The organism is Sphingomonas sp. SRI_018, assembly GCF_057586275.1.
On the sequence record NZ_JBYCZO010000001.1, the window covers coordinates 2,451,871 to 2,472,078 of the forward strand.

Here is a 20,208-nt window from a genome sequence, read left to right on the forward strand (position 1 = left end):
TCAGGCGTCTTGGCGGACGGTTCTGGAGTACACGTCATCGTCTTCGCCAACGAAAAGGGCGGGACGGGCAAGTCGACGACCGCGGTTCATACCGCGATCGCGCTTGCTGCGCGCGGCGCGCGGGTCGCCGCGTTCGATCTCGACCATCGCCAGCGCACGCTCGGCCGCTATCTGGACAATCGCGCCGCGACCATCCGCCGCACCGGCCAGGACCTGCCGATCCCGGTGCACGAGACCCATGACGGCGAAAGCCTGGTCAAGTTCCAGCAAGCGCTCGAGCGATTGGGAGCGGACGCCGACTTCCTGGTGATCGACACGCCGGGCCGCGACGACCGCTTCGCCCGCATGGCCGCGACCAACGCCGACACCTTGGTCACGCCGATGAACGACAGCTTCGTCGATTTCGACCTGATCGGCCAGGTCGACCCCGACACGTTCAAGGTCACCCGCCCCAGCTTCTATTCCGAGCTGATCTGGGAAGCGCGCAAGACCCGCGCCAAGGCCGATGGCGCGACGATCGACTGGGTGGTGCTGCGCAACCGCCTCCAGCATATCGAGGCGCGCAACATGCGCCGCGTGTCGGAGGCGATCGACCAGCTCTCCAAGCGCGTCGGCTTCCGCGTGATCCCCGGCCTCAGCGAGCGCGTCATCTACCGCGAGCTCTTCCCCCAGGGCCTCACCATGCTCGATTCGCGCGCGTTCGGCGAGATGGGGCTGGCGCATGTCGCCGCGCGGCAGGAGCTGCGCGAGATGATGGCCGGCCTCGCCCTCCCCGAGCCGGCGATGCCGCTGTTCGCCGCATGAGCAAGCTGCTCGTCGCCGCACTGATCGTCGGCGCGATCTGGTGGTATATCCGCAAGCCGGCACGCAAACCGCTGCCCGACATCGCCGAAGCCCGCGCGATCCTCGGTCTCGGGCCGGACGCCACCGCCGACGAGGTCCGCACCGCGCACCGCCGCCTGGTGAGCGCCGTCCACCCCGACAAGGGCGGCTCGGCCGAGCTCACCCGCCGCATCAACGCCGCCCGCGACGTGCTGCTGCGGCGGCTAAAGGCTTAAATCCTCCCCGGCACGGGGAGGATCTGAAGGGCCAACAAACCGCTTCCCTAATAGGATTTGCTCTGCTTGGTTCGCGGTGTCGCGACGATAAGTGGAGCAAAGTGAACGAATGCAACGCGCCTCCCTTCACTTTCGCGCCCGTCGCACGGCCCCGTCCAACCATGACCTTCGTGACCTTCGACGGTTTTCCGCGGGATTTCCGGCACCGTCCGTCGCGCCGCAGCGCAACATAAATCGTATCGCCATTGCAACTTCCGGCGCCCTCGCGCTTTAGGCGGGCGACCCATCGGGAGGTATCATGACGCACCGTTTCGACCCCACGTCGCTCCGTGAATATGACATCCGCGGCATCGTCGGAAAGACGCTCGGTCCGGCCGACGCCAACGCGATCGGCCGCGGCTTCGCCACATTGGTCCGCCGCGCCGGCGGCACGCGCGTCGCGGTCGGCCGCGACGGCCGCGTCTCCTCGGTCGAGCTGGAGACGGCGCTGGTTGCCGGCCTCACCGCGAGCGGCGTCGACGTGGTCCGCGTCGGGCTCGGGCCGACGCCGATGCTCTACTACGCCGAAGCCACGCTAGAGGTGGACGGCGGCATACAGATAACCGGCAGCCATAATCCCGCCGATTACAATGGCTTCAAGATGGTGCTGCAGCACCGCCCGTTTTTCGGCGAGGACATCCAGCACCTCGGGCGCATGGCGGCGGAGGGCGACTGGGACGAGGGCTCCGGTACCGTCACCGATGCCGACATCCTGGACGATTACGTCGGCCGCCTCTTCGCCGGCTATTCGGGCGGCGCCTACCGCATCGGCTGGGACGCCGGCAACGGCGCCGCCGGCCCGGTGATCGAGAAGCTGGTGAAGCTGCTCCCGGGTGAGCACCACACGCTGTTCACCGACGTGGACGGCAATTTCCCCAACCATCATCCCGATCCCACCGAGGAAAAGAACCTCGCCGATCTCCGGGCGCTCGTCGCGGACAAGAAGCTCGATTTCGGTATCGCCCTCGATGGCGACGGCGACCGGATCGGCGCGATCGACGGCGAAGGCCGCGTGATCTGGGGCGATCAGCTTCTCTCCATTTTGGCGGAACCTGTGCTGAAGGAGCTGCCCGGATCGACGATCATCGCCGACGTGAAGGCGTCGCAGATGCTGTACGACCGCATCGCCGAATTGGGCGGCCAGCCGCTGATGTGGAAGACCGGCCACAGCCTCATCAAGACCAAGATGAAGGAGACCGGCGCGCCGCTGGCGGGCGAGATGAGCGGCCATATCTTCTTCGCGCACGACTATTACGGCTTCGACGACGCGCAGTACGCCGCGGTCCGGCTGATCCGCGCGGTGCACATGATCGGCAAGTCGCTGACCGAGATCCGCGGCGCGATGCCGGTGTTCGTCAACACCCCCGAGATGCGCTTCCAGATCGACGAGAGCCGCAAGTTCGCGGTGGTCGACGAGGTGCTCGACCGGCTCGAGGCGGCGGGCGCGAACGTCAACCGCACCGACGGCGCGCGCGTGACCACCCCCGACGGCTGGTGGCTGCTGCGCGCCTCGAACACCCAGGACGTGCTGGTCGCCCGCGCCGAGGCGAAGACGCAGGAGGGTCTCGACCGGCTGATGGCCCAGATCGACGAGCAGCTCGCGCTCAGCGGCGTCAAGCGCGGCCCCCAGGCGGCGCACTAGAATCGGTCGATATTCGAAGCTCCGGGCCTTCTCCGGCTCAACTCCCAACCGTCACCCCAGCCTTGTGCCGGGGTCCACCCAGCCTCGCAGGAGACGCTGGAACCTCTTGCCTAGTCCTTGCCTCCCGGTGGACCCCGGCACAAGGCCGGGGTGACGAAGAAGGAAGGGCCGAAATCCTCCCTTCTCCCGCGTGCAGAGGAGAGGGCTTTTTGGGGTGGTGCCGCGTCGCCGCCGGCCCCACATAGGGGCGATGCCCTCCCCGTCCATCATCCGCGTCATCGACCTCGAGACCACCGGCAATGCCCCTCCCACCCATGGCGTGTGCGAGGTCGGCTGGCAGGACGTGGCGCTCGGCGAGGATGGCCGCTGGGAGCTTCATGGCGAGGGCGGGAGCAGGCTGGTCAATCCCGGCCGGCCGATCCCGCCGGTCACCATGGCGGTGCACCACATCCGCGACGAGGACGTCGCCGACGCGCCCTGGTGGCACGACGTCGCCCGGCCGATCCTCGATCCCTGGCCGCGCCGCGTCGCGCTCGCCGCGCACCGGGCGAGCTTCGAGCAGCTATTCTGCACGCCAGCGCTGACGCACGGCGCCGAATGGATCTGCACCTGGAAATGCGCCCTCAGGCTGTGGCCGGATTCGCCGGGTTTCTCCAACCAGCTGCTCCGCTACTGGCGCAGGCCCCACGGCCTGGTCCACGAGCGCGGCCTGCCCGCCCACCGCGCCTTCCCCGACGCCTATGTCACCGCCCACCACCTGCGAGATATGCTGAACGAGGCGTCGGTCGCCCAGCTCATCCAATGGTCGAACGAGCCGGGCCTGCTGCCGCGCGTCCGCTACGGCCCCGACCGCGGCAAGGAATGGCGCGAGATCGACAATGAATCGCTCTACGCCTTCCTCAGCGACCGCGACCCCGACATCCGCTTCACCGCCGAGACCGAGCTCGCCCGGAGGCGCGGCGGCGGTGCGATCGGCCCGGCGACCGCGCAAGAGCTGCTGCTGTAGCGGCGGGATCGACATAAATCCTCCCCCGCCAGGGGGAGGTGGCACGCGAAGCGTGACGGAGGGGGAGGAAGCACGCCGATAATTTGTCGCTGTCCTCCCCCTCCGTCAGTCCCCGCCTTCGCGGGAACTGACACCTCCCCCTGGCGGGGGAGGATTTGCTGAGGCAGTCTCGACGCCGAACAGCGAGACCGACAGCATCTCTCTTGCAATGTAGGATTTCGCCTGACAGCCTAGCGGACCGGCTCTTTCTCATTCGTAGAGACCCCCGCCATCGCGGCTGGGTACGCGCACGCGAATGACTCGCGCGACCGGTGTCGATCCGGTCGATTCTTTCGCGACCTTCATGTAACAATATATCACGAAAGTCACAGGTCTCGTCTACCTATGACTTTCGTGACCTTCGACGGATTTCTGCGGGTTTCAGCACCTGTCGCCACCGACCCCTGGTCGCGGATAGGACGATGGCGCGATGGTGGCCGGAGCCTCATCTTGCCGCCCCTCCTCCCGGCGAAGCCGCGATGACGAAGCGGTGGAATAGATGCTCGATCGAGCGGCGTCCCTATCCCGTCGCCCCCGTCGCCTGGTCGATCAGCGCGCGGCCGGCTTCGACCGCCTTCGCCTCGCTGGTCTTGCCCTGCTGGACCTCGTCGGCGAGCGCGAGCAGGCGGCCGGCGATGGCGGTGCCGGTCTTGGCCTGCTCGGCGACGCGGATGCCGTTCCGGGCCTCGCCGACCCGGGCCCATTCGCTGCGGATCGCCGCCCAATATCCCTTGGTCGAAGCCCAGTAATCATCCGCCGCCTTCACGTCGAAGCCGTCGCTCCGCGTGTAGCTGTTGAGCACCGATTCCTGGACGAAGGCGACGAGCTTGCCGTCCTTCGTGCCCATCTTGGTGTTGTCCTGCCAGTGGATCCAGCCCGTAGGCGTCGGCTGGTGGCGGTTGATGCCGTAATAGCGGTCATAGACCGGATGCCGGACCGCGTCGCGCCGGGCGAGCGGACGCCACGTCCAGTTGGAGCGCCAGCGGCGGACGCCGGCCTCGGTCGTCCACTGGCCCCAGCCGCCGTAGCGCGGCGAATCGTCGACCTGGTACACCGTCTGCGACCAGCGGCCCTTGCGCATCGCCTCCGGCACCGCCTCCCAGCTCCAGCTGCCCGGCCCCGAATAGACCAGCACCCGCGCCGGCTCATATTCCCAGTCCTGGCGCCAGTGCTTGATCACCATCGGCTTGCCGCCGGCGTCGACCACCAGCAGGTGCTGGAGCCGGATCACGCGCCCGGTGTCCTCGACCACCCGCACCGCCTCGAACCCGCCGGAGACCTTGGGCGGGATCGGCGTATAGTCGGTCCGCCACGGCGTGGTCTCCTGCATGTCGAACCTGACCTTGTAGTTGCCCGCCATCGCCAGGATGTCGCGGCGGTCGGCCTCGAACGAGGCGGCCTCGGCCTCGGCGGCGCGCGGCTTGACCGGACCGTCGGCGAGGGCAGGCTGGGTGGTGAGGGCAGCGAACAGGGCGCCTGCCATAAAGGTGCGGATCATCACGATCTCCATCAGAAGCGGAAGCTGAGCGAGACGCTGCCGTTGCGTCCCGGCTGGGAATAGGCGTCCTTGATCGGCGAGCTGGCCGCGAGGCCGCGGATGTCGCTCCACCACCAATATTTCTCGTCGGTGATATTGAAGACGCCGCCGCGCAGCGTGAGCGCCTCCGTCAGCCGCGCATAGGCGGTGAGGTCGAGGACGAAGCGCTCGACGCCGGTGAAGCACTGGCTGCACGCCCGCCGCGCTTCCTTCTGCCCGGCATAGGTGACGCTGAACCGGCCACCGAAGCGCCGATCGGCGTGATCGTAGCCGAGGCCCGCCACCACCTTCATCGGATCGATCGATTGGAGCGGCGTACGCACGCCGTCGGGGTCGATCGCATCACCGACGGCGTAGGAGGCAGCGAGCGATGCCGTGACGCCCCGCGCCGGCCGCGCCTCGATCCGTGCCTCCGCCCCATCGATCTTCACACGGCCCCGGTTGACCCATTGGTAGATCCACGGGTTCGTTGGGCTCGGGCCGGGCAGACCGGTGGTCTCCACCTGCTCGATGAAGTTCCGATAGTCGGCGTGGAAGCCGGTGAGATCGACCGAGACTGCGCCGCCGGTCACGCGCACGCCGGCCTCGTAGCTCCGGCTGGTCTCGGGCCTGAGGTCGGGATTGGGGATGCTGGTGTAGCCGACCGCCGGATTGGCGAAGAAGTTGTTCACCTGGCTCGGCTCGGGCGCCTTGAAGCCCTGGGCATAGTTGGCGAACAGACGGATACCGTCGGTGAGCTTCACCACCGCGCCGATCTTGGGCGACAGCCGTGATCCGTCCTGCTTGGCGCCGGCGAAGGCCGGCAGCAGCGGATCGTCGGTGGGATCGAGGTCGTAGGCGTCGAAGCGCAGCGCCGGATAGAGCGCGACCGGCCCCGCGGTGATCTCGTCGGTGAGGAACAGACCGGCCAGCATATAGTCGGTCACCGGGAAGGCGCGGGTCGGGAAGGTCTCGCCGGCGGGCGGCACCACGCCGTCGCGCAGGCCCTTCTGGCGGGTGAAGCTGAGGTCGCCGCCGAACACCACCCGATGCCGGAGACCGCCCGTCTCGAAACCGATCCGCACCTCCCCAGAAGCGCCGTAGACGCGGTTCTCGAAGGTGTTCCGCCGCTCGCGATCGGCGAGGGGGATGCGATCCTCGTCGGTGAACTGGACGTCGTCCGAATCCTGCCAGAAGCCGGCAAGCCGCGCGAACTCGATCGCACCTGCACCATCCCAGCTCCAGTCGAGCGCGACGCGCTTGCGCTCGCTGGTATCGCGGCCCTGCAGCAGTTCGACCGTCGAGCTGAGGCCGGACAGCACGTCGGTGAACAGTCGGCTGTCGAAATATTCGCCGGTCAGCCGCAACCGATGCCCGCCCGCCTGATAGACGATCCGCGCGAGCGCCGCGTTGCTGCGTCCGTCCTGCGGGTTCGGCGTCGTCCGCGCGGCACCGGTCGAATCGTTCGTCCCCTTGTTGTCGAGCTCATGGAAGTCCCGGCGCGTATAGGCAGCCATCGCCGACCAGCTGCCGCTGCGACCCGCGACGATCGCCGTCTCGGCAAACTCATCGTCGGCGCTCGCATAGCTCGCCCGCACCAGGCCGCCGACGCTCTTGCCGCTCTCCAAGAAATCGGCCGGATCGCTGGTGGTGAAGCTCACCGCGCCGGCGAGGCCATCGCTGCCATAAAGCGCCGAGGCGGGACCGCGCAGGATCTCAACCGACTTGATGAGGCCAAGGTCGACATAGTCCCCCCGCCCGGTCGCCTGCGGACCGAAGCTGAACCCGTCCGGCACGCGCACGCCGTCGACCTGGATCAGCACGCGGTTGCCGCCGATGCCGCGGATGGTGAAGCCCTCGTTGCCGGCGCGGCCGACAGAGCTGCCCGCGGCTGAGAAGCGCGCCGGCTGGCGGGGGACGCTGATGCCGGGCTCGAACCGGACGAGGTCCTTGATGTCGGTCGCGAGCTCGTCGGCGATGCGTTCGGCGCCAATCACCGTCACCGTCGCCGGTGCGTCCTCGACCGGAACCGGCAGCCGGGTCGCGGTGACGGTGATCGTCTGACTATCCGAGTCCGAGGAGGCAGGCCGATCCGTGGTCGCGGCGGACGAATCCTCCGCCGCGACCACGCCCCCTTTTGCCTCCGGCGCGCGGGCCAGTGCCGGCACCGCCCATGCGACGGCCATCATTGCCGCGCCGGCCAACCAGACGTTCCGTTTCATCCTTGCCCCTTTTGCTAACGCGAGTGACTCGCATTTGCATGTCGCTTAGGAGCGGCGACGGCGGGCGTCAATGCCGCTTCGTGCCATATGCGAATCGATACGGTGACGTGCCCGTCGCAACCGGCTAAGGAGCGCCGCCATGAAGCGGCCGAAGCTCTCCGTCGTCGTCCCCTGCTACAATGAGGAACGCTGTCTCGAGGCGCTGCACGCGCGCGTCTCCGCCGCCGCCAGGGCGGCGGTCGGCGACGATCATGAGATCGTGCTGGTCAACGACGGCTCGCGCGACGGCAGCTGGGCGGTGATGCAGCGGCTCGCGGCCGCCGACCCGCGGCTCGTCGCGATCAACCTGTCGCGCAACCACGGCCATCAGCTTGCGCTCACCGCCGGGCTGGACCTGTGCGCCGGCGAGCAGATCCTGATCATCGACGCCGACCTGCAGGATCCGCCCGAGCTGCTCGCCGACATGCGCGCGACCATGGCGGCGGAGGGCGCCGACGTCGTCTATGCGGTGCGCCGCAAGCGCGAGGGCGAGACCTTCTTCAAGAAGCTCACCGCCGCCGTCTTCTACCGCATGCTCGACCGCATCACCGACACGCCGATCCCGCTCGACACCGGCGATTTCCGGCTGATGAGCCGGCGGGCGCTCGACGCCTTCCTGTCGTTGCCCGAGCAGGCGCGGTTCATCCGCGGCATGGTCGCCTGGGTCGGCTTCCGCCAGGTGCCCTTCGTCTACGACCGCGCCGAGCGGCTGGCAGGGGAAACCAAATACCCCCTCGGCAAGATGGTCCGCTTCGCGCTCGATGCCGTCACCGGCTTCTCGACCGCGCCGCTGCGCTTCGCCAGCCATGTCGGGCTGGCGCTGACGGGGGCGACGCTGATCGTGCTGGTCTATGTTGTGATCAGCTTCCTGATGGGCCGGACCGTGCAGGGCTGGACCTCGACCATGCTGGTCGTGCTGTTCCTGGGCGCGGTGCAGATGTTCGTGCTCGGCATGATCGGCGAATATCTCGGCCGGCTCTACGTCGAATCGAAGCGGCGGCCGCTCTATCTCGTCGCCGATGTCGCAGGCCCGATCCAGGGCCGCGCGACGCTCGGTTATCGGTCGGAGGACGGCACCGACGCCAGCGTGATGATCGACAGCCCCGGCGGCAAGGGCACGCGCCCGACCAGGTGACGCTCGAGGCGGAAGATCGTCTCGAACAGCGCGTTGACGGGGCCGGGCGGGGGCGAATCGTCGCTGTCGTCCTTGCCGGTGAGCCTGCCGACCCCGCGCGCCGCCACCGCCGCCGGGAACAGCAGCGAGTTGAAGTAGCGCAGGCCATTGTGCGTCAGCCCCGCCGCGCGGATCGCGGCATCGAGCGTCGCCTTGGAATATCGGCGCTTGTGGTGGTTCACCACGTCGTGCGCGCTCCACATCCATTGGTGCGCGGGCACGGTGATCAGGATCTTGCCGCCGGGCTTCAGCCGCTCGGCCATGCCCCGAAGCGCACCGACGTCGTCGTCGATATGCTCGACCACGTCGAGAACGGCGATCAGATCGTAGCTCGCCGGCGCCACACCCGTGAGCTCGGGCAGCGGCGCCTCGCCCACCGGCTTGCCGAGCCGCTGGCTGGCGATGTCGCGGGCAGCCGCGTCGATCTCGATCGCGTCGACCTCGCCGAAGCGCGCCAGCATCGGCAGGTTGTGCCCGGTGCCGCAGCCGATCTCCAGCACCCGCGCATCCTGCGACAAGCCGCCGTAGCGGGTCAGGTAATCGGCGAGGATGTCGCGCCGCGCCCGATACCACCAATGGGTGGAGTCGTGCGCCGCCATGCGATCGTAGACTACGCGTTCCATGTCAGCCGAACACCCAGTTGCGGTTGAGCGCGAAGGTGGCGAGCGGCGTCACGAACAAGAGCGGCACGACCGGCGTCCACTCCGGCAGATGCAGGGCGTTGATGCAGAACCAGGTCCAGAAGGCATTGAGGCCATAGCTCACCAGGCTGACGACGAAGAAGCGTAAGGTCGTGCGGGCCACATTGTCACGATTGCCGTGCCCGCGGAAACTCCACCGGCTGTGGAGCACATAACCGACCACCACGCAAACCACATAGGCGGCGAACATCGCAAGCTGCGGATGGATTGCGCTAGCGAGCACCAGCCCGGTGTAGAGCGCTGCGCCCAGCAGCGTGATCCCGCCCCCCGTGATCGCATAGCGCACGAGCTGGCCGAGGACGGTGTTAGCGTTGAGATGATCGAGAGCTTTGGAAACCACTTGCCACTCCCAGACCCGTTCGCCCTGAGCTTGTCGAAGGGCCGCCCTTTTCTTTTTCGCCGGAAAGGTGAAAGGCGGCCCTTCGACAAGCTCAGGGCGAACGGTGGTTGGGGGCGCGCACTATCTCCAACCGGTTGAAGAGGGAAGCGGAATTGAACGACAGCCCATTCCCGTCCCGGTTCGAGATCGAGATCGACCGGCGCTGGCTCACCATCACCCTCGCCGCCTGGGCGATCGTCGTCGCCTGGTACCTGTGGCAGCGCTGGAACAACATCTATTGGCTATCGCTCGGCGATACCGACGACAACATGCGGCTGATGCAGGTGCGCGCGCTGCTTGGCGGTCAGGGCTGGTACGACCTGCGGCAGTACCGGCTCAATCCGCCCTCCGGCTTCGACATTCACTGGTCGCGGCTGGTCGACCTGCCGATCGCGGGGCTGATCCTGATCCTCAAGCCCTTCCTCGGTACCGCCTGGGCCGAGCGCTGGGCCTGCGGCATCGCGCCGCTGCTGCCGCTCGGCGTGACGATGGTGGGCGTGGCGCTCACCGTGCGGCGGCTGGTGGTGCCGGCCGCCTATCTCCTCGCCGGGATCATCCTGTTCGGCACCGGCGCGTCGATGACGATCGGCATGTACGTGCCGATGCGCATCGACCATCACGGCTGGCAGCTGGCGATGCTGAGCCTCACCGCCGCCGGCCTCGCCGATCCGCGACGCGCGCGCGGCGGGGCGACGGTGGGGCTCGCCACGGCGGTGTCGCTCACCATCGGGCTCGAGATGCTGCCTTACGGGGCGATGGCGGGGGCGATGGTGACGCTGCGTTGGGTGTGGGACCGCACCGAGGCGCGGCGGCTGCTCGCCTATGCGCTGACCCTGAGCGGCGGGAGCGCGCTCGGCTTTGTCGGCTTCACGTCTTACGCCAACATGGCGATGCGCTGCGACGCGCTGACGCCGGTATGGCTGTCGGTGATGGTCGGCGGCGGCGCGCTGCTGTTCGTGCTGGCCTGGGCCAGTCCCGAGAACCGCATCGTTCGGCTGGCGCTGGCGGCGGCTGCCGGCGCCGTCGTCGCGGGCGCCTTCGCCTATGCCTTCCCGCAATGCCTCGGCCGGCCGGAGGGCGTATCGGAGGAGCTCGCGCGGACGTGGCTCAACAACGTACGCGAGGCCAAGCCGATCTACCAGCATCCGCTCCGCGTCGCCTTCCCGATGGCGGTGCTGCCGGTCTCGGGCCTGATCGGTGCGATCATCGCCACCTGGCGCGCCCGCGGTACCGAGCGCTTCGCCGGCTGGGTCTCGGTCACGCTGTTCGTCGCCTTCGCCGCGGCGATGCTGCTGTGGCAGATCCGTGCCGGTCCGGCGGCGGCGCTGATCGGCGTGATCGGCGCGACCGCGCTCGCCTGGATCGTGCTGCCGTGGCTGCTGACCCGATCCTCGGTGGTGGTAAGGGTGGTGGGATCGGTCGCGGCCTTCCTGCTGATTTCCGGCCTCTTCGCCGGCATGACGCTCCGCTTCCTGCCGACCGAGGCGTCGAACGCGCGGACCAAGATCGTCAACCGTGCCAACGCCCGCTGCTCGACCATCCCGGCGATGCGCCCGCTCGACCGGTTGCCGGCGACGGTGATCTTCACCCATGTCGACCTGGGGCCGCGACTGATCACCCTCACCCATCACGACGCGATCGCCGGCCCCTATCACCGCAACGGCGACGCGATCCTCGACGTCCATCACGCCTTCACAGGCACGGCGGACGGCTTCCGGGCAATCGCGAAGCGGCACGGCGCTCGGCTGCTGCTGGTGTGCCCGAACATGGCCGAGACGACGATCTACCGCAGCCGTGCGAAGGACGGCTTCTACGGCCAGCTCACGCAGGGCAAGGTGCCGACATGGCTGGTGCCGGTGCCGCTGCCGAAGAATTCGCCGTTCCGGCTGTGGCGGATCGACTATGACTAGGCCAGGCTCGCCTTTACCCCGTCGATCACGAACTGGGCGGCGAGCGCGGCGAGGAGGACGCCGAGGAGGCGGGTGATCACCGCCTCGATCTTGGCGCCCAAGAAGCGCATGATCGGCCCCGCCGCGAGCAGCGCCACCAATGTCAGCGCCAGGATCGTCAGCATCGCCGCCAGCACCACCGCGGAGCGCTCCAGCCCCTGGTTCTGCGACATCAGCAGCATGACGGTGGCGATCGAGCCCGGCCCGGCGATCATCGGCATCGCCATCGGGAAGATCGAGACGTCCTCGATCTCCGGCGTCTCGGCGATCTTCTGCGCGCGCTCCTCGCGGCGCTGGGTGCGGCGCTCGAACACCATCTCGATCGCGATCAGGAACAGCATGATGCCGCCCGCGATGCGGAAGGCATCGAGCCCGATGCCGAGCGCGCGGAGCAGGTCCTCGCCGACCAGGGCGAACACCAGCAGGATGACCGTCGCGACGGTCACCGCGCGGATCGCCATTGCCCGCGAATGGGCCGGCGTCGCGCCCGCGGTCAGCCCGGCGTAGATCGGGGCGCAGCCGGGCGGGTCGATCACCACGAAGAAGGTGATCAGCGACGAGATGAAGAGCTCGATCATTTCGGCGCCGCGATGCGATCGTCGATCACCGTCTCATAGCCGCGTCCCGTCCACAGCTCAGCGGTAAAGCTTCGAGAGCCATCGGGCGCGACATGCCAGCGCCAGCGCAGCGTCGCGTCGCCCGACGCGCCATAGCCGCTGGTGGCCTCGTGGCCGAAGCCGGTGGCGCGCCCCTCGCCCCCACACGCCGCCCGGCGAATGACGGGCTTGGCGACCCGCGCGCGCGGCGCCTTGAGCCCGTCGCCGCCGTCAACCAGCCAGCGCCACTGTCCGTCGCCGCGGCGCCGCCAGACGGTGGAGAAATAGCCGGTGCTGCCGTCGGGCTGGCGCCATTCCCCCGTGTTGACCGCCCATTGGCCGTCACAAGCGACGAAGCTGGCGGTGGGTGACCACGCGACCGGCTTGGGAGGGTCCTTGCGATCCTTGAGGAACGCCTGCGCCTTGACCGGCTGCGGGGCGAACATCACCGCATCCTCGGCCGCCCATTTGCGGAAGGCGGTCCATTGCCCGAGCCTGACGGCATCGGCGGCGAAGGCTCGCTCGGCATCGACCGCGGACGGGCCGGCCTGCGCCGCGAGCAGCGCCAGCAGGATCATTGCGAAACCCGCAGAAAACCGTCGAAGGTCACGAAAGTCATAGGTAGACGCGCCCCCTTCGCCTGCCGCGCCGACCGGCCAGATCCGATGGCATCGCGCCAGTCAGGCTGACGGGCGAAATCCAACATTGCAAGTCAGATCGCGCCCTTTTCGAGCGGCACGCCGGCATTGCGGTGCGCGGCGACGATGGTGTTGCGGAGCAGGCAAGCGATCGTCATCGGCCCGACCCCGCCCGGCACCGGCGTGATCGCGCCGGCGATCGAGGCCGCGCCGTCGAAGTCGACGTCGCCGACCAGCCCCTCCGGCGTGCGGTTGATGCCGACGTCGATCACGGTCGCGCCCGGCTTCAGCCACTCGCCCTTGACGAAGCGCGGCCGGCCGACCGCCGCCACCACGATATCGGCTCGCCTGACGTGGCCGGAGAGGTCGCGGGTCTTCGAATGCGCCAGCGTCACCGTCGCGCTGCGCGCGGTCAGCAGCGCCGCCATCGGCTTGCCGACGATGTTGGAGCGGCCGATCACCACCGCGTCGAGCCCGGCGAGGTCACCCAGCTCCTGCTCGAGCAGCATCAGGCAGCCGAGTGGCGTGCAGGGCACGAAGCCGTGCAGGCCCGTCGCCAGCCGGCCGGCGTTGACCGGGTGGAAGCCGTCGACGTCCTTGTCCGGGCTGATCCGGGTCAGCACCGCGGCTTCGCGGATGTGCGCCGGCAGCGGGAGCTGGACGAGGATGCCGTCGACCGCCTCGCTTTCGTTGAGCGCGTCGACCAGCGCGATCAGCTCGTCCTCGGTCGTGCTTTCGGGCAGGCGATGCTCGAAGCTGGCCATGCCGGCGGCGATCGTCGCCTTGCCCTTGGAGCGGACATAGACGTTGGAGGCGGGGTCGTCGCCGACCAGCACCACCGCAAGACCGGCCTGCCGCCCCGCAGAGGTCCAGAAGCTCGCGGCCAGCTCGCTGACCCGCTCGCGCAGCCGCGCGGCGGCCGCCTTTCCATCGATGATCCGTGCCGTCATGGCTCGCTCCCATAGAGGCGGGCGGCGATCTGCGCCAGCGCTGCGGGATCGCCGGCGAGCGCGATGCGCTTGGTCCGGCCGGTCTCGCCGCTCAGAATCGTCGCGTCCCGCTTCGCCACCCCAAACGCCCTGGCAAGCAAAGCGATCAATGCAGCGTTGGCCGCGCCGTCCACCGGCGGCGCCTTCAGCCGGACCGCGAAGCTGCCCTCCGTCCCCGCCGCGATCGCCTCCCGCGAGGCGCGCGGCGTCACGCGGACGCTGAGGACCAGGCCGTCGGGACGCTCGGTCCAGGCGCTCACATGCCGTAAGCGACGGGTGAGTAGAGCCCCGGGATGACGATGTTCATCAGGATGTAGAGGACGATCAGCACGACCAGCGGCGACAGGTCGAGCGCGCCGAAATCGGGCAGGATGCGGCGGATCGGGCGGTAGATCGGCTCGGTGACCACCCCTAGCGCATGCCAGACCGAGCGCACGAACTCGTTGTGGAGATTGATGACGTTGAACGCGATCAGCCACGACAGGATCGCCTGAATGATGATGACCCACCACAGGATGGTCAGCAGGTAGAGGACGATTTGCAGGACGATGTTCAAGCGACGGCTCCTGGAAGGTGTGCTGTTACTATAGGACGCCGGATGCCCCCACGCTAGCGCCGGACCAGCGTGCCGACGCCGCGTTCGGTGAAGATCTCGAGCAGCATGCCGTGCGGGATGCGTCCGTCGATGATCACCGCGGCGTCGACTCCGCCCTCGACCGCGGCGACGCAGGTCTCGAGCTTGGGGATCATGCCGCCGGTGATCGTGCCGTCGGCGCGCAGCCCGGCGATGTCGGCAGGGGTGAGGTCGGTGAGCAGCTCGCCGGCCTTGTCGAGCACGCCCGGCACGTCGGTGAGCAGGAAGAAGCGCGAGGCGCCGATCGCCGACGCGATCGCGCCGGCCATGGTGTCGGCGTTGACGTTGTAGGTCTCGCCGTCGTGGCCGAGCGCGATCGGCGCCACGACGGGAATGAAGCCCTGCGCCGACAGCGTGTCGAGGATGGTGCCGTCGACCGCGACCGGCTCGCCGACGAAGCCCAGGTCGACGTGGCGCTCGATGCCCTGGAGCTTGTCGGGCTCGGTGCGCGTCACCTTCTCGGCGCGGACGAGGTTGGCGTCCTTGCCGGCGATGCCGACCGCCTTGCCGCCGGCGGCGGCGATCCAGGCGACGATCTCCTTGTTGATCGAGCCGGCGAGGACCATCTCCGCGATCTCGGCGGTCGGCTTGTCGGTGATGCGGAGGCCGTCGTGGAAGCGCGATTCGACACCGAGCCGCCTCAGCATCGCCCCGATCTGGGGCCCGCCGCCGTGGACGACGACGACGTTGATGCCGACCATCTTCAGCAGGACCACGTCCTCGGCGAAATCGCGCGCGAGCTCCGGATCGCCCATGGCGTGGCCGCCGTATTTCACCACGAAGGTCTTGCCGGCGTAGCGCTGGAGATAGGGCAGCGCCTCGGTCAGCGTCTCCGCCTTGGCGAGCATCGCGGGATCGGGGGCGTGGTTGGTCATGTGCGCGCGATTACGCGGGCGGCGGCGCGCCGTCCAGCTTCCGCCCGATCGCGACGAACGCGGTGATCAGCACCGGCACCAGGACGATCGACAGCACCACCTTGGCCAGCATCTGCCCCAGCATGAGGTCGAGGATCGGCCGGACGCCGAGGAAGGAGATGGTGATGAACAGCACGGTATCGACGATCTGCGAGACCACGCTCGCGATCATGCCGCGCAGCCATACCAGCCGCCCGGTGCCTTCCTGCCCCTTGAGCCTGGAGAAGATGAAGACGTTGAGCGTCTGCGACGTGCCGTAGGAGATGAACCCCGCCAGCATCATGCGGATCCCTTGGCCGACGACGATCGGGAAGGCGTCGACCGCCGGCGGATACATGCCGGGATCGTGCGGCAGCGCCAGTACGAACTGGATCAATCCCGCCGACACGAACAGCGGCACGAACCCCAGCCGCACCAGCAAGGTCGCGGTGCGCTGACCGTGGAGTTCGGCGACCGCGCTCGAGATCACCACCAGGATCAGGAAGCCGAAGATCCCTGCCTCGACCGCCAGCGGCCCGAGCGCGACCTGCTTCACCCCCAGCACGCCCGCCATGCAGACCATGCCGCCGTAGAGGATCGAGAAGGCGAAGAGCGAGCGGGCGATGCCGCGGTCGGGGGTGTCCATCGCCGCGACGCTAGCGGATTTCGCGAGCGGGGGAAGCCCTTGGCATCCTCCACCGTCACCCCGGCGAAGGCCGGGGTCCACCAAGCCTCTCGTCCAGCGCTCGAACCTCCTGTCCGGCACCTGCGGCGCAGTGGACCCCGGCCTTCGCCGGGGTGACGAGGAGGGGGGTGGCGAGGTCCGCGGGCGTGTGTATTGTCACCCCCTTCCGCGCCGGGGGGCGTGGCGGAGGGATTTCATGCGTTATCTGATCGGGCTGGCCGGCATTCTCGTCATCCTGGGGCTGGCCGTGCTGCTCTCGACTGATCGGCGCGCGATCCGGCCGCGGGTGGTGGGCGCCGCCTTCGCGCTGCAAGCGGGGATCGCGGTGCTGGTGCTGTACGTGCCGTGGGGCAAGGCGGTGCTCGAGTTCCTGTCGGGCGGCGTCGCCAATCTGCTCGGCTACGCCAACGCCGGCACCAGCTTCCTGTTCGGCAAGCTGGCCGACGATCCGCTCGGTAAGAACTTCGCGATCCAGGCGCTGCCCGTCATCATCTTCTTCGCCGCGCTGGTCTCGATCCTCTACTATCTCGGCATCATGCAATTCGTCGTGCGCTGGATCGGCGGCGCGATCGAGAAGGTGACGGGCGTCTCCAAGGTCGAATCGCTGTGCGCGGCGGCGAACATCTTCGTCGGCCAGTCCGAATCGCCGCTGGTGATCCGGCCCTATCTCGCCAGCCTCACGCCCGCACAGCTGTTCACGGTGATGACCAGCGGCATGGCGGGCGTCGCGGGGACGATTCTCGCCGCCTATGCCTCGATGGGGATCCGCATCGAGTATCTGCTCGCGGCGAGCTTCATGGCGGCGCCGGGCGGTATCCTGATGGCGAAGATCATCATGCCGGACACCGTGCCGCCGAAGGTCGCCGACGAGGCGATCGAGCTCGCCGACACCCGCGTCAGCGGCCAGGGCCCGGCGGCGCTGCTGCCCGAAGGGGTCGCGCCCGAGCCGCCGCCGATGCCCGAGGCGACGCACGACGAGGAGAAGCCGGCCAACATCATCATGGCGGCGGCGCAGGGTGCGCAGACCGGCGTCCGGCTGGCCGTAGCGGTCGGCGCGATGGTGCTGGCGTTCGTCGCCCTGGTCGCGCTCGCCAACGGCATCCTCGGCGGGATCGGCAATCTGGTCGGCATCCCCGGGCTCAGCTTCCAGGGGCTGCTCGGCTATGTGTTCGCGCCGGTCATGTACCTGCTCAACGTGCCGTGGAACGAGGCGGGGATCGCCGGCGGGCTGTTCGGGCAGAAGGTCGTGCTCAACGAGTTCGTCGCCTATATCAGCCTCGGCGCGCAGCAGGGCGTGCTATCCCAACGCACCATCGCGGTGATCACCTTCGCGCTGTGCGGGTTCGCCAATTTCTCGTCTATCGCGATCCAGATGGCGGTGACCGGAAGCCTTGCGCCCAACCAGCGGCCGGTGATCGCCCGGCTCGGCATCAGAGCGCTGCTCGCGGGCAGCCTCGCCAACCTGATGTCGGCGGCGCTGGCGGGGCTGCTGATCTAGCGCCGTGGTGGCGCCGGGCGGGCCTGGACAGCGGCAGGGCCATGTCGCCGCCGGCATGGCGGCGGCCGCCGCGATCACCGTCGGCGCCTTCTGGATCGGGCTCACCCATATGCCGGCCATCGATCCGGCGCCGGTCGAGGCGATCCGCGCCGCCCTGCGCTGGCTCGTCCTGCCCGGCGCCTGCCTGCTCGCCGGCATCGCGCTGACGGCGGCGCATCGCTTCTCCTCGCCCGAGGCGATCGACGGGAGCTCGCCCGAGGCCGACGCGCGGCTCGCGCTGCTGCTGCGCTACAACCGGAACACGGCCGAGCAGCTGCTGCTCGCCGCGGTCGCCTGGCTGGCGCTCGCCGCAACGCATCCGCCGGCTGCGGCGGCGCTGGTGTCGCTGCTCGCGGCGCTGTTCGTGGGCGGGCGGCTGGCGTTCGGGCTCGGCTATCGCAGCCTGCCCGTCCGGGCCCTGGGGTTCGGACTCAGTTTCTACCCGACCGTCGCGCTGTTCGGCTGGCTGATCGCCGCGCTGCTCCTCTAGAGCCGGCAGCGTGCGGTGACGCCGCGGCGCACGACATAGCGGTCGGTGCGCGGGTTGTAGCTCGGGTAGCGGCGGGCGCAGGCGCGGGCGTGGCGGCTGGACGGCGACTGCTTCAGCCGCTCGGCGCGGATGCGCTGCTGGTGACGGCGCAGATTGTCGTAGCGTTGGGCATCCAGCGTCGGGCCCAGCCACTGCGCGGCCGCGGGCATGGGCAACGCCGCCGTCGATCCGATCATCGCGAGAAATGCGAGCGCTGCGAGACGCATGAGTCCCTCCCCTTCCCTGATCCTTTGCGCGACAACGTTCGGAAGGCGAAACGGCTCCGTCAGCGCGCGATGATGGGATCGCCCATGCCGATCGTCTTGCCCTCGGTCACGATCACCCGATCGCCGAGCTTGACGTGCTCGAACAGCAGCTTGGCGAAGGGGATCGGCACGCCGACGCAGCCGTGGGTCGCATAGCCGATCTGGACGTTGCTGCCGTGGATCGAGACGCCGTCGTTGGTCATGCGCAGCATGTAGGGCATCGGTGCGTCGTAGAGATTGGAGACGTGGTCGGCATCCTTCTCGGTGATCGGGAAGACGCCGAGGGGGGTGGGCGTGTTGTCCGCCCCGTAGAGGATCACCGCGGTGCCGATCTCGTAGCCGGCGCGGAAGACCGAGAGCACCTGCGCCTTGCGGTCGACGGTGATGACGATCGGGCCGCTCGCGGGGGCGCCCTTCTCGTCCCAATACCAGTCGCCGTGGCGGAAGGGCTTGCCGTCGATCGGCAGGATGCGACGGACGACGAAGGGCTCCTCGGCCGGGGACTTGGCCAGCGCGGCGGGCTTGGGCGCGGGCGGCTTCGGCTTGGCGGGCGCGGCTGCGACCGGAGCGGGCTTCGGCGCCGGCGGCGCAAAGCTATGCGCCGTCGCCGCGGCGACCAGCGCGACCGCGCCGGCCACGCCTGCGCCGAGCAGACCGCCCTTCACCATGCCGGCAATGCGCTCGATCATCGCTCGATTCCCTGCTTCCAAACCAGGGAAATCGCGCAAAACCGCGGTTGCGGCCAGCCCCGGATTCGCGCTGTTCCGCCGCGGGACGGGCGACGGCCGCGTTTACCTTCAGCGCGTCGGCACCGGCTCCGGGCCCGAATAGTCGTAGAAGCCGCGGCCGGTCTTGCGGCCGTACCAGCCGGCCTCGACGTACTTCATCAGCAGCGGCGCGGGGCGGAACTTGGGATCGCCGGTGCCCTCGAACAGCACGCGGGTGATCTCGAGGCAGGTGTCGAGCCCGATGAAGTCGGCCAGCGTGAACGGCCCCATCGGATGGTTGAGCCCCAGCTTGCAGGCGGTGTCGACGTCGCGGATCGTCGCCACGCCCTCGCCGAGCGCGAAGCACGCCTCGTTGAGCATCGGCATCAGCACGCGGTTGACGATGAAGCCCGGCGCGTCGTTGGCGTGGACGATCTCCTTGCCGAGCGAGCGGCCGAACGCCTCGACCGCCTGCACCGTCTCGTCGGCGGTGGCGAGGCCGCGGATCAGCTCGATCAGGCCCATCACCGGCACCGGGTTGAAGAAATGCACGCCCATGAAACGTGCAGGATCGGGCGAGGCCTGCGCCAGGCGGGTGATCGGGATGGACGAGGTGTTGCTGGCGAGGATCGCGTCGTCCCGCAGCACGATGCCGACGCTGCCGAAGATCCGGCGCTTGATCTCCTCGCGCTCGGTCGCGGCCTCGATCACCAGGTCGCAGGGGGCCATCGAGGCGGCGTCCTCGACCGGCTCGATGCCGGCGAGCGTGGCGTCGCGCGCCTCGGCGGTGATCTTCTCCTTCTCGACCAGCTTGGCGAGCTGCTTGGCGATGCCGGCCTTGCCCGCCGCGGCGCGGTCGAGCGAGACGTCGGAAAGGAGCACGCGATAGCCCGCCGCCGCGGACACCTGCGCGATGCCCGCGCCCATCTGCCCCGCTCCGATTACGCCGATCGTCTTCATTGCCGTCTCC

Annotated in this window: 22 protein-coding genes; 8 read left to right on the forward strand and 14 right to left on the reverse strand. The window is 68.9% G+C overall.

Annotated features, from left to right (window positions below):
- Positions 1-9: 9 nt before the first annotated feature.
- The 4 genes from AC2YHA_RS11430 to AC2YHA_RS11445 all read left to right on the forward strand — a co-directional run bounded on the left by AC2YHA_RS11430 (position 10) and on the right by AC2YHA_RS11445 (position 3,745).
- Positions 10-804: a division plane positioning ATPase MipZ gene (locus AC2YHA_RS11430; RefSeq protein ID WP_406693824.1), complete on the forward strand. Its 795-nt coding sequence runs from the start codon at positions 10-12 to the stop codon at positions 802-804.
- Entirely contained in the window at positions 801-1,058 is a 258-nt protein-coding gene (locus tag AC2YHA_RS11435) for a J domain-containing protein (RefSeq protein ID WP_487401595.1), read from the forward strand. The genes AC2YHA_RS11430 and AC2YHA_RS11435 overlap by 4 nt, the downstream gene beginning before the upstream one ends.
- Before the next feature lie 298 nt (positions 1,059-1,356).
- Complete coding sequence (gene pgmG, locus AC2YHA_RS11440) at positions 1,357-2,739, forward strand: phosphoglucomutase/phosphomannomutase PgmG (RefSeq protein WP_487401596.1); 1,383 nt, start codon at positions 1,357-1,359, stop codon at positions 2,737-2,739.
- Between the two features lie 250 nt (positions 2,740-2,989).
- Complete coding sequence (locus tag AC2YHA_RS11445) at positions 2,990-3,745, forward strand: exonuclease domain-containing protein (protein WP_487401597.1); 756 nt, start codon at positions 2,990-2,992, stop codon at positions 3,743-3,745.
- 559 nt (positions 3,746-4,304) lie between these two features.
- Here AC2YHA_RS11445 and AC2YHA_RS11450 read toward each other — a convergent pair.
- Entirely contained in the window at positions 4,305-5,282 is a 978-nt protein-coding gene (locus AC2YHA_RS11450) for a DUF6607 family protein (protein ID WP_487401598.1), read from the reverse strand.
- Positions 5,283-5,293: 11 nt separating this feature from the next.
- Positions 5,294-7,522, reverse strand: a complete 2,229-nt coding sequence (locus AC2YHA_RS11455; protein ID WP_487401599.1) for a TonB-dependent hemoglobin/transferrin/lactoferrin family receptor — start codon at positions 7,520-7,522, stop codon at positions 5,294-5,296.
- A 139-nt stretch (positions 7,523-7,661) separates the two neighbouring features.
- On the opposite strand from AC2YHA_RS11455, the gene AC2YHA_RS11460 reads away from it, so the two are divergent.
- On the forward strand, positions 7,662-8,696 hold the full coding sequence (locus tag AC2YHA_RS11460; protein WP_487401600.1) for a glycosyltransferase family 2 protein: 1,035 nt from the start codon (positions 7,662-7,664) through the stop codon (positions 8,694-8,696).
- On the opposite strand, the gene AC2YHA_RS11465 is transcribed toward AC2YHA_RS11460, so the two are convergent.
- Both AC2YHA_RS11465 and AC2YHA_RS11470 read right to left on the reverse strand, forming a co-directional pair.
- Positions 8,618-9,358: a class I SAM-dependent methyltransferase gene (locus AC2YHA_RS11465; RefSeq protein ID WP_233785132.1), complete on the reverse strand. Its 741-nt coding sequence runs from the start codon at positions 9,356-9,358 to the stop codon at positions 8,618-8,620. The genes AC2YHA_RS11460 and AC2YHA_RS11465 overlap by 79 nt on opposite strands.
- Position 9,359: 1 nt before the next feature.
- The gene (locus AC2YHA_RS11470; protein WP_487401601.1) at positions 9,360-9,776 is read right to left on the reverse strand and encodes a GtrA family protein; all 417 of its coding nucleotides are present in this window, start codon (positions 9,774-9,776) and stop codon (positions 9,360-9,362) included.
- Positions 9,777-9,928: 152 nt separating this feature from the next.
- Here AC2YHA_RS11470 and AC2YHA_RS11475 point away from each other — a divergent pair, with 152 nt between their 5' ends.
- Positions 9,929-11,725 (forward strand): AcrB/AcrD/AcrF family protein, encoded by a 1,797-nt coding sequence (locus AC2YHA_RS11475; protein WP_487401602.1) that lies wholly within the window; start codon positions 9,929-9,931, stop codon positions 11,723-11,725.
- On the opposite strand, the gene AC2YHA_RS11480 is transcribed toward AC2YHA_RS11475, so the two are convergent.
- From AC2YHA_RS11480 to AC2YHA_RS11510, 7 genes are all read right to left on the reverse strand, one after another.
- A complete protein-coding gene (locus AC2YHA_RS11480) occupies positions 11,722-12,342 on the reverse strand; it encodes a MarC family protein (protein ID WP_487401603.1) in 621 nt (206 codons plus the stop codon). The genes AC2YHA_RS11475 and AC2YHA_RS11480 overlap by 4 nt on opposite strands.
- Entirely contained in the window at positions 12,339-12,938 is a 600-nt protein-coding gene (locus AC2YHA_RS11485; RefSeq protein ID WP_487401604.1) for a Cif family virulence factor, read from the reverse strand. Before AC2YHA_RS11485 ends, AC2YHA_RS11480 begins: the two co-directional genes overlap by 4 nt.
- Before the next feature lie 134 nt (positions 12,939-13,072).
- On the reverse strand, positions 13,073-13,948 hold the full coding sequence (gene folD, locus AC2YHA_RS11490) for a bifunctional methylenetetrahydrofolate dehydrogenase/methenyltetrahydrofolate cyclohydrolase FolD (protein ID WP_233785127.1): 876 nt from the start codon (positions 13,946-13,948) through the stop codon (positions 13,073-13,075).
- On the reverse strand, positions 13,945-14,247 hold the full coding sequence (locus AC2YHA_RS11495; RefSeq protein WP_487401605.1) for a DUF167 domain-containing protein: 303 nt from the start codon (positions 14,245-14,247) through the stop codon (positions 13,945-13,947). Before AC2YHA_RS11495 ends, folD begins: the two co-directional genes overlap by 4 nt.
- Positions 14,244-14,543 carry a YggT family protein gene (locus tag AC2YHA_RS11500; protein WP_233785125.1) on the reverse strand — a complete coding sequence of 100 codons (300 nt, stop codon included), beginning with the start codon at positions 14,541-14,543 and terminating at the stop codon, positions 14,244-14,246. The genes AC2YHA_RS11495 and AC2YHA_RS11500 overlap by 4 nt, the downstream gene beginning before the upstream one ends.
- Positions 14,544-14,596: 53 nt before the next feature.
- Positions 14,597-15,496, reverse strand: a complete 900-nt coding sequence (argB, locus tag AC2YHA_RS11505; protein ID WP_487401606.1) for an acetylglutamate kinase — start codon at positions 15,494-15,496, stop codon at positions 14,597-14,599.
- Between the two features lie 10 nt (positions 15,497-15,506).
- Positions 15,507-16,160, reverse strand: a complete 654-nt coding sequence (locus AC2YHA_RS11510; protein ID WP_487401607.1) for a queuosine precursor transporter — start codon at positions 16,158-16,160, stop codon at positions 15,507-15,509.
- 235 nt (positions 16,161-16,395) lie between these two features.
- Here AC2YHA_RS11510 and AC2YHA_RS11515 point away from each other — a divergent pair, with 235 nt between their 5' ends.
- Both AC2YHA_RS11515 and AC2YHA_RS11520 read left to right on the forward strand, forming a co-directional pair.
- Complete coding sequence (locus AC2YHA_RS11515) at positions 16,396-17,697, forward strand: NupC/NupG family nucleoside CNT transporter (protein WP_487401608.1); 1,302 nt, start codon at positions 16,396-16,398, stop codon at positions 17,695-17,697.
- Positions 17,698-17,701: 4 nt separating this feature from the next.
- Positions 17,702-18,226 (forward strand): MAPEG family protein, encoded by a 525-nt coding sequence (locus AC2YHA_RS11520; protein WP_487401609.1) that lies wholly within the window; start codon positions 17,702-17,704, stop codon positions 18,224-18,226.
- Here the strand turns inward: AC2YHA_RS11520 and AC2YHA_RS11525 are convergent.
- The 3 genes from AC2YHA_RS11525 to AC2YHA_RS11535 all read right to left on the reverse strand — a co-directional run bounded on the left by AC2YHA_RS11525 (position 18,223) and on the right by AC2YHA_RS11535 (position 20,198).
- Positions 18,223-18,492 carry a BA14K family protein gene (locus tag AC2YHA_RS11525; RefSeq protein ID WP_487401610.1) on the reverse strand — a complete coding sequence of 90 codons (270 nt, stop codon included), beginning with the start codon at positions 18,490-18,492 and terminating at the stop codon, positions 18,223-18,225. The genes AC2YHA_RS11520 and AC2YHA_RS11525 overlap by 4 nt on opposite strands.
- Before the next feature lie 59 nt (positions 18,493-18,551).
- Positions 18,552-19,220: a L,D-transpeptidase family protein gene (locus tag AC2YHA_RS11530; RefSeq protein WP_487401611.1), complete on the reverse strand. Its 669-nt coding sequence runs from the start codon at positions 19,218-19,220 to the stop codon at positions 18,552-18,554.
- Between the two features lie 108 nt (positions 19,221-19,328).
- Positions 19,329-20,198: a 3-hydroxyacyl-CoA dehydrogenase NAD-binding domain-containing protein gene (locus tag AC2YHA_RS11535; RefSeq protein ID WP_487401612.1), complete on the reverse strand. Its 870-nt coding sequence runs from the start codon at positions 20,196-20,198 to the stop codon at positions 19,329-19,331.
- Between the last annotated feature and the right edge of the window lie 10 nt (positions 20,199-20,208).

What these genes read in the sequence shown, in the direction of transcription:
- AC2YHA_RS11510 (WP_487401607.1), bottom strand. Translation starts at nt 16,160, where the DNA reads ATGGACACCCCCGACCGCGGCATCGCCCGCTCGCTCTTCGCCTTCTCG.
- AC2YHA_RS11455 (WP_487401599.1), bottom strand. Translation starts at nt 7,522, where the DNA reads ATGAAACGGAACGTCTGGTTGGCCGGCGCGGCAATGATGGCCGTCGCA.
- AC2YHA_RS11515 (WP_487401608.1), top strand. Translation starts at nt 16,396, where the DNA reads ATGCGTTATCTGATCGGGCTGGCCGGCATTCTCGTCATCCTGGGGCTG.
- folD (WP_233785127.1), bottom strand. Translation starts at nt 13,948, where the DNA reads ATGACGGCACGGATCATCGATGGAAAGGCGGCCGCCGCGCGGCTGCGC.
- AC2YHA_RS11530 (WP_487401611.1), bottom strand. Translation starts at nt 19,220, where the DNA reads ATGATCGAGCGCATTGCCGGCATGGTGAAGGGCGGTCTGCTCGGCGCA.
- AC2YHA_RS11480 (WP_487401603.1), bottom strand. Translation starts at nt 12,342, where the DNA reads ATGATCGAGCTCTTCATCTCGTCGCTGATCACCTTCTTCGTGGTGATC.
- AC2YHA_RS11525 (WP_487401610.1), bottom strand. Translation starts at nt 18,492, where the DNA reads ATGCGTCTCGCAGCGCTCGCATTTCTCGCGATGATCGGATCGACGGCG.
- argB (WP_487401606.1), bottom strand. Translation starts at nt 15,496, where the DNA reads ATGACCAACCACGCCCCCGATCCCGCGATGCTCGCCAAGGCGGAGACG.
- pgmG (WP_487401596.1), top strand. Translation starts at nt 1,357, where the DNA reads ATGACGCACCGTTTCGACCCCACGTCGCTCCGTGAATATGACATCCGC.
- AC2YHA_RS11460 (WP_487401600.1), top strand. Translation starts at nt 7,662, where the DNA reads ATGAAGCGGCCGAAGCTCTCCGTCGTCGTCCCCTGCTACAATGAGGAA.
- AC2YHA_RS11535 (WP_487401612.1), bottom strand. Translation starts at nt 20,198, where the DNA reads ATGAAGACGATCGGCGTAATCGGAGCGGGGCAGATGGGCGCGGGCATC.
- AC2YHA_RS11485 (WP_487401604.1), bottom strand. Translation starts at nt 12,938, where the DNA reads ATGATCCTGCTGGCGCTGCTCGCGGCGCAGGCCGGCCCGTCCGCGGTC.
- AC2YHA_RS11465 (WP_233785132.1), bottom strand. Translation starts at nt 9,358, where the DNA reads ATGGAACGCGTAGTCTACGATCGCATGGCGGCGCACGACTCCACCCAT.
- AC2YHA_RS11435 (WP_487401595.1), top strand. Translation starts at nt 801, where the DNA reads ATGAGCAAGCTGCTCGTCGCCGCACTGATCGTCGGCGCGATCTGGTGG.
- AC2YHA_RS11445 (WP_487401597.1), top strand. Translation starts at nt 2,990, where the DNA reads ATGCCCTCCCCGTCCATCATCCGCGTCATCGACCTCGAGACCACCGGC.
- AC2YHA_RS11450 (WP_487401598.1), bottom strand. Translation starts at nt 5,282, where the DNA reads ATGATCCGCACCTTTATGGCAGGCGCCCTGTTCGCTGCCCTCACCACC.